Origin of the sequence: Pseudomonas sp. EL_65y_Pfl1_R83, assembly GCF_963970695.1 — a bacterium.
GTDB lineage: Bacteria > Pseudomonadota > Gammaproteobacteria > Pseudomonadales > Pseudomonadaceae > Aquipseudomonas > Aquipseudomonas tritici.
In genome coordinates, this window is the sequence record NZ_CAXAQI010000021.1 from 1 (window position 1) to 13138 (window position 13138).

General features: G+C 50.6%; 13 protein-coding genes. 5 read left to right on the forward strand and 8 right to left on the reverse strand.

Annotated features, from left to right (window positions below; genetic code table 11):
* Positions 1-398: 398 nt before the first annotated feature.
* From AACY08_RS24285 to AACY08_RS24300, 4 genes are all read right to left on the reverse strand, one after another.
* Positions 399-1190, reverse strand: a complete 792-nt coding sequence (locus AACY08_RS24285; protein WP_339471705.1) for a potassium channel family protein — start codon at positions 1188-1190, stop codon at positions 399-401.
* Between the two features lie 356 nt (positions 1191-1546).
* Positions 1547-2224 (reverse strand): hypothetical protein, encoded by a 678-nt coding sequence (locus AACY08_RS24290; protein ID WP_143128224.1) that lies wholly within the window; start codon positions 2222-2224, stop codon positions 1547-1549.
* Complete coding sequence (locus tag AACY08_RS24295; protein ID WP_339471706.1) at positions 2217-3026, reverse strand: hypothetical protein; 810 nt, start codon at positions 3024-3026, stop codon at positions 2217-2219. Before AACY08_RS24295 ends, AACY08_RS24290 begins: the two co-directional genes overlap by 8 nt.
* 267 nt (positions 3027-3293) lie before the next feature.
* Positions 3294-4199, reverse strand: a complete 906-nt coding sequence (locus AACY08_RS24300) for an HNH endonuclease signature motif containing protein (RefSeq protein ID WP_339471707.1) — start codon at positions 4197-4199, stop codon at positions 3294-3296.
* Positions 4200-4503: 304 nt separating this feature from the next.
* On the opposite strand from AACY08_RS24300, the gene AACY08_RS24305 reads away from it, so the two are divergent.
* Complete coding sequence (locus AACY08_RS24305) at positions 4504-5751, forward strand: hypothetical protein (RefSeq protein ID WP_071174726.1); 1248 nt, start codon at positions 4504-4506, stop codon at positions 5749-5751.
* Between the two features lie 343 nt (positions 5752-6094).
* Complete coding sequence (gene mobI / locus AACY08_RS24310; RefSeq protein WP_169839429.1) at positions 6095-6556, forward strand: conjugative transfer protein MobI(A/C); 462 nt, start codon at positions 6095-6097, stop codon at positions 6554-6556.
* Between the two features lie 379 nt (positions 6557-6935).
* On the opposite strand, the gene AACY08_RS24315 is transcribed toward mobI, so the two are convergent.
* Complete coding sequence (locus AACY08_RS24315; protein WP_339471711.1) at positions 6936-7301, reverse strand: hypothetical protein; 366 nt, start codon at positions 7299-7301, stop codon at positions 6936-6938.
* A 542-nt stretch (positions 7302-7843) separates the two neighbouring features.
* Entirely contained in the window at positions 7844-8812 is a 969-nt protein-coding gene (locus tag AACY08_RS24320; protein ID WP_339471712.1) for an integrase, read from the reverse strand.
* Here AACY08_RS24320 and AACY08_RS24325 point away from each other — a divergent pair.
* The 3 genes from AACY08_RS24325 to AACY08_RS24335 all read left to right on the forward strand — a co-directional run bounded on the left by AACY08_RS24325 (position 8811) and on the right by AACY08_RS24335 (position 11789).
* Complete coding sequence (locus AACY08_RS24325) at positions 8811-8969, forward strand: hypothetical protein (RefSeq protein ID WP_339471713.1); 159 nt, start codon at positions 8811-8813, stop codon at positions 8967-8969. The genes AACY08_RS24320 and AACY08_RS24325 overlap by 2 nt on opposite strands.
* Positions 8970-9038: 69 nt before the next feature.
* Positions 9039-9614, forward strand: coding sequence for a recombinase family protein (locus tag AACY08_RS24330; protein WP_339471715.1), 576 nt, complete (start codon positions 9039-9041; stop codon positions 9612-9614).
* Positions 9615-9848: 234 nt separating this feature from the next.
* The gene (locus AACY08_RS24335; RefSeq protein WP_339471716.1) at positions 9849-11789 is read left to right on the forward strand and encodes a PIN-like domain-containing protein; all 1941 of its coding nucleotides are present in this window, start codon (positions 9849-9851) and stop codon (positions 11787-11789) included.
* On the opposite strand, the gene AACY08_RS24340 is transcribed toward AACY08_RS24335, so the two are convergent.
* On the reverse strand, positions 11749-12861 hold the full coding sequence (locus AACY08_RS24340) for an AAA family ATPase (RefSeq protein WP_339471718.1): 1113 nt from the start codon (positions 12859-12861) through the stop codon (positions 11749-11751). The genes AACY08_RS24335 and AACY08_RS24340 overlap by 41 nt on opposite strands.
* Positions 12861-13076: a helix-turn-helix transcriptional regulator gene (locus tag AACY08_RS24345; protein WP_065897600.1), complete on the reverse strand. Its 216-nt coding sequence runs from the start codon at positions 13074-13076 to the stop codon at positions 12861-12863. Before AACY08_RS24345 ends, AACY08_RS24340 begins: the two co-directional genes overlap by 1 nt.
* Positions 13077-13138 lie beyond the last annotated feature (62 nt).

Consider the following 13138-nt stretch of genomic DNA (forward strand, 5'->3'; position numbering starts at 1 on the left):
CGACGACAGGGACTTCAGACTAACAATGCAAACCTGCGTCGCTGCGCTCCGACTGCCTGGCCGGATGAGCGTGGAAAGGGTGGCCGGATGTTGGTGGACTGGGTGGCCGGATGGCGTGGAATGCGCATCTACGCGAAATCTAAACCCGGAACCCTCTGCTCAAAGCGAAGATTTCAAGCTCAGACGCGTACTTTTCTGCCGTGGAAACCGTGGCCTACTTTTTCAACAGAATCGGTCGAAAGCAGCCAGACACAATTGGCAGATTCCGGCCAGGACCGAGCTAAGGGGTTTCATAGAAGAAAGCGTAACTCAATAGCCGATGATGAGCTTTTTATATAGCTTTGCAAATGACTGACGAGAAGTTATTTGCAGAGTATTATGAGTTAGCTATAGTTTGGTTATTCATCTTTTGGCGAGGTGATAACCGACTCATGGAATGAAATTGAAATTGCGGTTGCCAGCATGATTACCAATAATAGTAGTCCAATTAAAACCTCCAGGACAACCATGATTCTAGCCGGCACTGTTACTGGATATATATCTCCATACCCTACGGTCGTGATTGTGACAAAACTGAAATAGATAGCATCAAACCATGAACCGAAAGAAGCACTGAAGCTTTTTGGATTATTGTGCTCGAGCAGCCTATACAGAGCAGAAAAAACAATAGCGACGGCCATGTATGCATAAAACACAGACAGCACTCTCGCTATAAGGTTTTTAATTTCCTTTGCGCTTTTTACGAGACCCTTAATTATCGTAATTGCTGAGTGGCTTAGCATTGGGCCAATAATGCACAGAGCAAAAAAAGCACCATACCCCCAAAGCAATGGCTTATACATGTCTTGTGCTTCCAGCCTGTTCCTGAAATTAAATATGTGATCCAAGTAGACATAAAGGCCAACCATAACCACGTACCAAAATGGTAGCTCGATAAACTTTTGAATTCCGGATGTGCTTTTGCTGTTTCTGTTATGCAGCGGGTAAGGAACGAAGCTCTCCATTCTCCAGTAACACAAGAGAAGAATCAGGCTTGAAAGGACCAAAGGGATTTCTGGAGCGATGTCCCAGTAAAGCCAGATGCTTAATATGAAAAAATGAAACATTCCAAAAATAATTGGAAAGGCTATAGCTGTCTGTAGTGCAGATTTGGCTATCGTTTTTGCGAGTGATTCTTTTGTGCTATTCATATTTCTCTTTCTTTATGGTTACCTGTTTTGCTAGAACGCTGACTAGCCGACTTTGAGTTTGCCCACGGTCTGGTCACCTGCCACATCATCCGTGATCGCACCCGGCACTCCAAAGCCCAAATACACGCAAGTCATCCCTTCTGTCTTACCTTCAGCACTTTGGGGTTAGTATTCCATGCCGCCTGCTTAAACCTAGAGGAGAGCATTCCGCTCTTGGCCGAAAGCGAGCTATCTCGAATGGCCGCTTTGGGTCGAAAGCAGCCTGTCGCGACAGGCTGTAGTGGATCGTTTACTGCCTTTCGTGACAGGCAGCAGTCGGCCAACAACAGACCTTCGGCATCGGGTCTGCTTCTCGCCTAAATATCGGCAATAGTTGGCGACAGCATTTCCCCCTCTAGATGTCGATACGTGAAATCTGGAAACCGCACCACCAAACAACTCCAAATTTCCCGAAATGCTACCGCCGCCTCATGCGAATCTCGGTATGTGCGTCCCTGAGCCATGGAAGATATTAGTCTCAATCGGTGAGACTCGCACAACTCTTTAAGTTCCGAACCAAAGTTAGAAACTGTGGACTCATTATATGCAGAAGGAAATCTATTTATTATAAGAGTAAATATTTCTCGAAAAGCGGATAGCTCCTTAGGGTTGGGGGCGGTTATAGCGGCATTGTAGCCCCACCAGCTTCCTGATAGTGAGTGAAGGTTCGCAGACTGTTGGAAGGCAGTACCTATTCCATTTGAAGTCTTGCACGCCCACGCAAACACATTCAATCTGAGCAAACCTTCTTTATTGAGCATAACGTCATCGAGACCTATCGCAAGCTCATCATTTTGCCCATAAACTCTATTTACACCTCCATGACCCATCAATAGCACAGACTTAGTGTGAATCAGTTTAAAAATATCAAACAACGCCTGCTGGGTGGCGTCTTCGCCAACAATTAGATTTGAACTATAGGGGAACAAGTGCCTGGCAAGTCTAGCATTTTCATAAGTGGCTATATCATATGCGGGTACAAATGCTTTAAGCATCTTTGTCATCCTCTAACGCTTGAGCCGCCAAAATATCTCGGGAGAGACGCAGAAGATCTGAAACATATCGCAACCCTATTTCATCTCCCTGAAGTATTTTGTCCCCCAACTGACCGGCAGAATAGTCTCCTTCTAAAGTTCTCCAGCTTATTTTATCATGGGGTAGTTCGCGTAATAAATTGGCGAAAACTTGCCTATTCAAGCTCTCGGAAATGACAGCCTCTGAATAAGCGTGAGTACGTCCCAGCGCCGTTTCTATACCCCTTACAAAACTTAAAAGTGAAGCGCTTGATGCCACAGCGCGCCCAATATCCATACGACGTAAAAAAGAAAAATCTCCTCGATAATAATTTCTGCGAAATGCCTTTTTAGCGAGGCGCCAAGGCTCAACCATAGATTCAGGCGTGACTATTCTCCTGATTGCTGCGATAGCTGAATCATCATCAACTGCAAAATCCAAGGCAAGTTGTTTGTCTGCAAATAACCAAGCTTCGATTGTAGGAACTGCACAAAATACAGGAATCCGAGGATGTCCTAGATATTCACGAGCGAACTGGACGGAATCAGCCACTGAAGATGAGTCCGCATCAATCAAAGCAATGGCGTTGTCATTATCAGTCAAATTTTTGACCATTTTCCTAACCTGGTGCTTGCCATCACATTGAATTATGTCAAAGCCTGCATCGACCTCTAGGCCCATGGCGATTAAAATATTTGCCACTATCTGCCTGTCGGAAGGCCCTTCAACAAATATCTTTAGCTTTCCATTAGGCAGCCGACTTAAAAAATTAGCACGTTTCATTTTATTCTCCGAAGCTTGAGATTGCTGGTGTCAATTATTTAACAGGCTTGCGCCAAATATCATTGGGTAGCACCTGTTTGGCAACTACAATCGAAACTCGTTAGCTGCGCAATACCGCAAACATACAATCACTTTTAATTATTATCATTCCCACACTACTGAAAAGCCTATCGCTCTGCTTTTGGATAAATTTTGCCGCTTTGCAATGACCGGAGGTAGCCTTTGTTGACCGTCCGCAAATGGCCGACTTCTGCCGTCAGTGAGACCTCAACTTGCGCCAGCAAAATACTCGCTTTCCTCAGGGGCATTTTTCCAAGATTCAAGAGCAGTGATCACGTCTTGGCTGACAAGGGTGCCATTGTCCGCGAGACACAGCACTTCTGAAGCAACAGCCTTGTTTTGAGGGATAGTTCCGAGCTGGTAGCCTGGAAAGAAAGACCCTGCGCTTGCAAAGCGAGGATGGATGTTCACTACGATGAGTGGCGCGATCACGACGCTATTGGTCTCGTCGTGGAGAACCTCAAGCTTGATCAAGAAAAGAGACAGCCCATTAGGATCTGAGTCATAGTCAGTCTCCAGGCGGAATGTTACTCGCTCCGTCTCCTGAGGCTTCACTTCGTGGTGAACCTTTATGCGCGAAACTGACCCTTCCTCTTTGTATATCTTTAGGTCGTACGTAGCCGAGATAGGTACAAGACTATGGTGGTGATTAGTCAACGTTTCCCAGTGCTTGAGCGTGGTTACCCTAACTTCTTTTATAAAAGTGACTTGCGTACCGCGATTGACCAGCTTCAGCTCTAAAGAGGTGATGTATTCCTCGTTTTCGCCGCTACAGCTTTCAACTTCATACAAGTCAACAATCTTGAGGCCCGGAGCATTATCTACTAGATGCTTTGGCACAGGGTTCAAGATTGAAGCTGCAAGCAGTTGTTTGTAAAGCCTCAACGCTTTTCGATCAATGATCTCAGCGTGCGCCATTTTATGATGTTTGTCGCAGAGAACGATTAGGTTGCTTGGATCGTTATTCTCACGGTTGTGATCAATATGGTGAATTTCCAGGTAAGTGTGCTCAGTACACTGATTAATTGCGCAGCAATGACCACTCTCAACTTTAATTGCTCTGGCAACCTCTGCCGCAATGGTGGGGCGTTTCGTTGTGTAGATGCTATCCATGCTCTTACTCACAGAGATCAGAGTTAATTTTTTTATCGAGAAATTATAGCAAATCAGTCAGTTGCTCAAGATCGACTACCGGGTGCGGTGCTCCCCAGCCGAGAAAGCTCCCTGGTCGACCAGCAAGGCCCCTGCCACCTCAGCTCCCTTCAGAGCCGGTAGGAGCTATAACGTCTACCACAGATACGAAGACATGAATTCGGGTCTTGGAAAGGGTTTCCAAAGGCCGTAACGGCATTTAGCCAGTTCATGATCATCTGACTATGCCAAAATCTACGCCCGGCCCCAACGACCAAGGAAAGGTATGAGTTTTTTCGAACGTTTGTTCGCGTTCCGACAGAACGAATTTCGGACACCCCTTGAGGATTTTCTCACCGAGCTTTTTGCCGAGTGGCTACGTCAAGTGACGCTTGCTGGTCGAATCTCAGAGGTGCTGACTGACCTCTTCAAGCTGGCACCGGCCCAACTTGGAGAATTGAGTAAACTCAATTCAATTATCTGGGAAACTCAACACGTCATTGGTCCAGGCGACCACCGGGCTGAGGGCAAACGCCCAGACCTGATTGGACGATGCTCAAATTTTTTCCTGATCATCGAGAGCAAAATCGCAGCTGGATTTACCCAATACCAGGATGAACTTGGGCGAGTCGATCAACTGTCCATGTACCAGTCATACCGTAGAAGTCGCAAGGAGGTGTGTGGCGGCCTTGTCCTGATTACACACTCCACTTTGCCTCCGTCAGACTGGACACATCAGACGCTGTACTGGCGTGCTGTTGAAAAGTACTTACGAACTTTCACAGACCATATCTCGTCGACCAGTGCATTGAATTACCTCACTAACCAACTCAAAAAATTCCTTGGAGACAACGATATGAATGGAACACGTATCGATCTAGCGGATATTACTGCCTACCCTGCCTATCAACGACTTACGCGAGGGCTGGCAGGGTTGGGTAAAGCTGCGGATAGCTGCCTTAGAGCGGAGTTTCAAGGGGCACACCTTGAAAAACTTCGAGTTCCTCGTGGGGGCAGTGGTGGAGACTTCATCTCGCCGACTTTTTGCGGATTGACGCTCACCAATGACGGCTTCAAATGTCATGACGCTCAACTCATTTTGTGGGCCGGCACCCTCACCGGAAAAGTTTACGAGTACATTGGGCCGTTCACTGACGGGATACCAGACCTCTCTGTCGGTATTGGCTTATGGTTCTATGAGGACGTCCGACAAGAGGCCAGTGACTACCTGATAGCGCTGTGCGAGAAGCTCAACAGCCCGGAGAAAGGGACGTGGGTACTGGAGACCCACTCTCGCGATGGTAGGGGGCCAATTATCTTGCTGTCGATTCGTCGATCTCTCATCGACTTGCATGTTCAAGCTGCTGGCGGCGACTTGGACGATATCGCCAGTGAGTTCTTTTCAACTCACAGCAAGTCACTTCTAATTGAGCTTTCAGCGCCACACTTGGAAACCGGTAGGAGCGCTGATCAGTTTCTGTTTGAGATGGTTGCTGCAGAACAGATCACCGTTGATTTAATTGACGCTGAGTGACTGCTCCTGGCCGATTTCTGCCTTTCGTAACTGGCAGAAATTGGCCAGTTGCAGCTTGGCAGGGATACACGCCCGCTCGCTGTCATCTGCTTTTAACATGTCGACCTTGTTTCGCACAGGGTCAAGGCTGCCGTCGTCATCTATCGTGCATCCTTTGCACGTTATGTTTTTCTGCGACTGACATGTCGTCATCCTTCGGTCATCTGATGCGAAGCTGGGTCACACCCTGAGCCAGTCCGCCCACTTTCCGTAGATTTCCGACGGTAGAACGGTCTGAAATCGAATTCCGGGGGCTCAGCGATCGGTCACCATTTTGGCTCTTACAGCGAAGAGAGCCTTGGCCATGAGTAAAGACGCACAGACGATAGTCACCCTGCTGGATCAGCAGTACGAGCAGCTGCTTACGGACGCGAGATGCTTGGTAGCAAGCTATGTGGATGCGTCCATGAAGCTGTACAAAAAGACTGGGGTCAAATCTGTTGTGGCCGGCGTATCAATCAAGCAGGTGAGCCCGAATGCTTACTCGATCTACTGGTGCAAGCTGGTGCCACTGCAAGGGCAACAAAACAAATTCGCGCCCCTGACTATTGCCAAGGGGAATGGCAAACATAAATACCCGGCTTCCTCGTTTGAGTTTGTTGAATACCCATACCGTAACCTCGTTCTGCAAGTTGAGGGGCGGCTTGCAGAGATTCGCCGCGTTGCGAGCGAGAATCGTCAGCTACGTCGGACGTTGGTCGCTTATGAGAAGAAGCTGTCTAGATACCAAGCGCTTAATCATGGCGACCTCTATTCGGCAGGGTAGCGGCTGAGTACCTATAAGCAGTGCCGAACAGATTTGACCCGATTGTAAATCCCGAAAGCCCCGTGCAGCTTGGTCTGGCGGGGCTTTCTCGTATCAGCAGTGAACTACGGCGAGATATATTGCTGCGCTTGATCGGGGAAGGCGACGGGTTTGGGCTATAAGCAGTGTAGGGCGCTAAATCTACTCGTTGTCAGCCAGCAGGCCCATGCAGGCGGGGGCGGAGGCCGTATTTGCTATTAGCAGTGACGCTTACGACCAAGTCAGCCGGCCAGCTTTGTTTTGTATTAGTAGTGAAAGGCTTCACTTTCATAAAATAAACATTGGTAGGTGCCGTTCCAGCTGGTACCTGTGTCGCGCAGCGGGTGGTGACGGTAATGCGCTACCCCTCGTTGCCTCGCTGCTGTTCGAATGCAATGCGGTTCATTACGCAGATGGGGATGGGGTAGCCTTGGATGTGGGTCGTGAGAGCCTCGTTGCCTGCGATCACCATGATGCAGGATAGGCCTCTGCGGAAGCGCATCCCTCGTCCCGAGTAGTTGCGCGGGATGATCTCCCATGATTCGTCGTCGTAGTAACAACCAACGATTTCTGACCAGTGCAATTGGATGCCCGCGCCCATTATGCCTACTGGGGTCAGGCAGAAAATTTCTACCTGGGTTTCCTGCCCAAGAGGTACAGCGTAAACCCGACCGTTTGGTGCAATAGGTGGGAAGTACTGCCCGTTACCGAGGTGACGAAATTCCATGGTGGTGCTCCGGATAGATGAGGTCGCTAGACACTCTCCGGTAGCTTTCGGAAAACCCAAGATGAGATGTTGCCCGCGAGTCGGCGCGCGAGTTTTAGCGTGCTGGGCAAGCTAGCTCGCCACATGGCGAGTGTGCATGTTGCTGAACTAAACACTTCGGCGCTCCGCTCACTTTCTCTATGGCGCGGAAACTGCCAGCCAATACGAAGTCGTCCCGTGACCTCATAGGCTTGGGGAAATAGTGCTTATCGCAGCAGTAGGGTGCCTTGCCGATGGATTGGGTAAGCGCCCGCTGCCAAAGGGCAGCGGACAGTCTGTTGCAGGTATCTGGTCGTGCCGCTGAAGGCTCAATCGTCGCCGTGTTTCTTGTCCAGGTGCGCTGCGACCATATAGCCAATTACACCTGCGATAGTCAGCGCACTGATGACGGCAAGCACGGCGTATACAAGCAATTCAAAACGATCCATACCCTGACTCCTTTGTTTCGAGGTCTGCCAAGGTTAAGGGCGTCTGATCTAATCCCAAATCTGCTGTGTGATGGCTTAGCGACTGGTACCGGCGGTTTCCTTTCTCAGGTTGGCTCGGACACCAACGTACGCATCAGTTTCCCAGATACGCATATTCCCGAGCTCGTAGGCGACGTGATTCCGAGCCTCCAGATCCTCATCGTAGGGAGCTTTTCCCCCAAGAATCGGGGCGTGGTGACCAGACAATCGCCGGTAGAGCTCGCAGGCATATGCCGCGCGACAATCATCAATGTTTAGTCCGTGAGAAAGTAAAAGCTCTTGAGCTGCAGGTAGGTTCTTTAATTTCCATGTACACCAAGCTGCTGGCGTCGCCTGACTGCTGCCCTGACGTTTTTGAAATGCCGCGGCCTTCTCCAAAATTACAATTTGCTCAGGGGCAGAGATATTAATGATCCGATGCTCATGTTTATCTTTGCTGAACACATAAAAGATGTTTTCTTCTTCGGCGTTCTTGTGAGCATCTTCTGCGTCGAAGAAAAAAGCCTCAAGCAATGACATGCCGAGGTATCGAACTGACCTGATTAATGTTGCTAGCTGCTCTGAGTAGAGAGCCTGAATATCCACCATCGCGGCTTCAAAGTTAGTACGGTCAAGACTGCGCGGTACGGTAATCCGTGCATGGCTTGGAAAGCCAAGACGGCTACCGACGTTAGCCGCTGCGCCTTTCCAGCGCCCATTAGTTGCGAAGCCCATCACTGAATATACAGTCTCAAGCAGGCCAGACACGTTTTGCAGCGGGAGATTTCCTTGGTATGCCTGGGTGTAGAGCTCTTCCCCGTACTCCCTCACCAATTTTTTATTGACGAATTCCAGGATGTCTACCTCATGAGACTCGTTGGCATAAACACTAAACTGCGCCCATTGCTGGTCGTGGATCATGGCCTCGTGCTGACTGAGAAGCCCGCGCCGGACTGCCTCTCTGAGAATTGCCGAACCGACCTCGGTCAAGTCCTGATCAAAATGTGCGTGGAAACTCTGCTTCATGGTCATTCCTCCATTCAGCTCAGGTGCTGAGCTGCTGAAGGAAATGTTGAGCGAGGAAAAATATTCTGGGGTTCGTTTTTGGTCGCTTTCAGCGCCTGAAATTGACGAGCGCATCCGTCCGGTAAACGGTCATTTATGGCACACCTATCCCAAATGATCTTTTGGACTTGGGATTTCCCGTTTTCCTGTCACTTTTCCCGTACCGAAATCAGTGTGAGAAAAACGTATGGGAAAGCGGATTGGATATGCCCGAGTGTCAACTGATGATCAGAATCTCAATCTGCAGCGAGATGCACTTGCTCTGGCTGGGTGCTCCTTGGTTTACGAAGAGACCATGAGCGGCAAGTCAGCGGATAGGCCGGAGCTAATGCATTGTCTCAAAGCTCTACGCAACGGTGACATCCTCGTCGTGTGGCGACTGGATCGCCTCGGCCGCTCGCTGCCTGATCTGGTCGGTATCGTCAGTCGCTTGGAGCAGGGGGGAGTAGGATTCGAGTCAATCAACGAGCATATCGAGACCACCAACGCTGCCGGCAGGTTGATTTTTCATGTGTTTGCTGCACTGGCCGAGTTCGAGCGCAACCTGATTCGAGAGAGAACTCGTGCTGGACTGGCTGCGGCTCGTGCTCGTGGACGGAAGGGGGGACGCAAGCCTGCGTTGGATGACCGTCAGGTGCGTGAAATACGGGCGCTTCTCAAAGATCCTGAAATTCGGGTAATGGATATTGCCCAACGGTATAGCGTTTCCCGGACAACACTTTACCGCTATGTTGGACCGTCGAAATCATCTGCAGCTATTTAATTGATGTTGATATCTTCCGCTTAATTGCTCAAAGGGTGGTCGAGCAGGCGAGCGAAGGTTATATCTGGCGTACTAGTCGTAGCGGTAACTGGATAAGTGGGCTCTCCATGTGAGGTTTAGCAGCATCACTTGATGGTCATTGGCCGACCCGCTGGAGAGTCGAATGCAGCTTTGATGGCTACGCTCCATTGAGTGCGGTTATCCTCTGCCCACCCCAATGCCAAGGATTATGTGATGATGCTCGGTCTGAACCTTCTGAAGCAAACCAAAGATGATTTCCTCGCAGACCTTGCGACTCTGGCGAAAGCGCAAAGCACGCTCATCTTCATCGACACCAACATCATTTCCTACTTGTTCAAGCTCCATGCCGCAGCTCGGCAGGAATTTTTTGACTGGACTGCTAAGGCGATCGGCGAGGGACGGCTCTTCCTCCCAGCCTGGTGCGCAGGGGAATATCTGGCGCGCGTAAGAGAAAACCAGCTTCACACCTATACCCCGAGAAGTAAGGACGATCAACCGAGAAACCAGCTTGAGGCGATGCTCGATACCGCTTCGCTGTTTGTCGATGAAGCCGTTCTCGCGGCTTCGGGTTTCGCCGGCACTCGGGCTCAATATCTCACAGGGTTTCGAGAAGCAATCGATGGTCTGAAGCAGTACACGCGGGCTTTTCGTCATCAGTTTGACCCCGACAAGATCCATGCAGAGATCGAAGAGTTTCTAGGGCCAGTCGTTCTGGATTCGCCGGTCGCTCAACTCTGCGACCGGGCTGCCAAAGCGGGTCCTTCGCGCATCGAACACCGTTTGCCACCTGGCTTCAGGGATGAGGCCAAGCCTGAGAATCGCTTGGGCGATTTGATCATCTGGTTGGAGATTATTCGCTACAGTGAGATCCGAAAAGACGATTTCACCCATGTGCTATTTTTGACCAACGATGAGAAGTCGGACTGGGTGTACGCACCTGCGAAGCGACTCGATACCGTGCGTGGTACGCTGAAGCCAGTTCCGAACAATAACCCGGCCTTAAAAATTATCGATCCGCGTCTGGTTTCTGAATTCAAACAGGTGGTGGGGCACGAGCACGTTTCAATCTGTACCTTGTCCGCATTGGTTCAGGGCCTGTCGAAGACCGATCCTACGGTGGTTGCTCAACTCGCTGCTGCTATCCAGATCGAGCTGGTGGCGAGCGATGGTGTAGCTACTGAATCCGGAGCCGCGGGAGTCGAAGCCGCTGCTGTTGAGCCACAGGCGGCGGTGGAGGTGCAAGCTGTAGAGCCTGAGGTAGTCCAGGAGGTGCCGGCAGAGGCTGATCCGGTTGAGCCCGTTCTTCCTGCCGAGCCTGTAGCACCGGCGAACATAGATCCTGGTGAAGCGATAGCACAGGCCATCCATATTCAGGGATATCGTGATGCTGACTACCATTCGAGCGGCCCTGATGCGCTCAACGATATAATCAGTTCGCTGCAGTCACATAACTGGTATATCCAGAACCCCGCGATTCTTAAGCTCAGAACGATCCTGCAGGAACACTTTCCGCCTACCTCCTGGTTCGTCTTGGGGCGTAATATTTACCAAGCCGCTTGTGGCAATGCGCAAAAAGCCATGGACTTCATACTCAACCTCGATTCGCGATTGAGGGCGTTTCCGGAGCCTGCTTCGAAGTACGTGCTGGCAGGCATCGTTTATGAAATCTACTTCAACGGTCAAGGTGAGTTGCGTCAAACGCCCAAGGCGGGAGCGTTTGCGAAGCCGTTAGCCCTTGTCGCCAAAGAAGATTATGAGGATGTGCGAGGCTTTATTCGCTCCAAGCTTGAAGCAGCCGGTGCCAACCTATTCTTCACGCCAGGGGATGAGCGGCAGTGTCTGGTCGTTGTTCGAACAGAGCCAGTAGGACAACCGGATGATACCGAAGAGAAGCGGATACTGAGTTCGATTACCCTAGACGGACATGAAATTTTGGTCGATGCGCTGCCTGCGGGCGACGAATTGTTTGTTCGATATCGACTCTCTTATCGAGCCAAAGACATTCTCGAAGATATCGCCATCAGCCTGTCGATTCCCGACTGGGCTCTGAGCTTGGAGCTGGATCCGCAAGTTAAAGCTGATGCTCGTTTCTACGTACCTGAAAATCGCTGGCTCAACCCTGGTGTCGTGCTGGACGGAGCTGAGGCGGACTGAGTTGCTTTAGATGTTGCCTGGGAGACGTGGGCAGTCCCAATGCCCATCCGCCCTGCATACCTGTTTTATGTGACCGTATACCGAGCTTTTTCCGAGCTCTACGAACTGATGCCCACGAAATGCAAGACTCTTCAGCTAGAGACTTCAACGCAGTGATTGCAACAGGCCCAGCCTGTAACGTCTCCTTCAGAAAGCTGCACGCTTCTTGAATGGCTGATGCTGGTATTGGGCTGTTCGTTTGCTCGATAGCAGCCAGAATGGCTTCAGCGCTTCCTTCGATGGCCTCTCCCCATCGAATGCAGGTTGTCTCCAACTGCTCGTCTATAACGATGGGCTCAACGAAATACTCGATCCCTCCGCTATCAATCGAAACGTTGGACTTGGCTCGGACAAGCACCCTGGCTTCTGAATATTGATCCTTCTCTGCCACCAGTACAGTGCGAGCGAGCGCGGAGAATGCCTGGCTGCCGATTACACGATTAGCTGCGGAGGACTGAGACGTACCTTTGCTCAGGTGAGATATGCCGAGGACAGCGCAACAATGCCGCTCTGCAAAATCCACTACCATTTGTAGCCCCTGTCGAACTTCGTTTGCTCGGTGCATGTCCCCCCGAATGAGGTTGATCAGTGGGTCGAAAATCAGCAATGAAACGCCGTCAATCCGTGCGGCTGCCTCGTTCAAAAGGGCAAAGTTGGCTGCAGGATCAAATTGTCGCCTATTCCCACTCTGATCCCTGAGCCCTTCGATAATGTGCACGCGGTTTAGGTCTGCATCTGCAGCCGTAAGGCGAGGAATTATCGTGTCAGCTATACCATCCTCGCCACTCCAGATTACGACGTTGCCTGCGGCCTCACATTTGCTACCATCTGGCCAGGAATCTCCTTTACTAAGCCTGGCTGCCAGCGAGATTGCCAACGTGGTTTTGCCGCATCCACCTGCGCCGGCAAGAATGGATAACTTTGCCCTTGGCAGCCAGCCTGGCCAAATCCACTGGATTTTTTCCGCTGGAATATCGACCGCTGCTGTGAGTTCTACCATCCAGCCCGGTTGTTGAGGTGTTTGGCGCTGCATTACAGCGCCTCCCTTTGTCGAATCCAAGCCTGGATTTCACTGTTACGCCAGCCGACGCTGGAGCCGCACAAAAGGCGTTGGCGCGGGAAAAGGCCCTCCGATATTTTGCGATAGATCGTTGAGCGTTTTAGGCCGACGATTGCCTCGACATCGCGCAAACGAAGAATTTTGTCATCGTCGCCGACGTCGTCAGAGTTGCTAACGTGCATTTCCATAGGTTTGAGTCCTAGGTTCTGAAGCGTGGGGCAGCGTCCTCCGGCACTACTGCGAAAAAGGG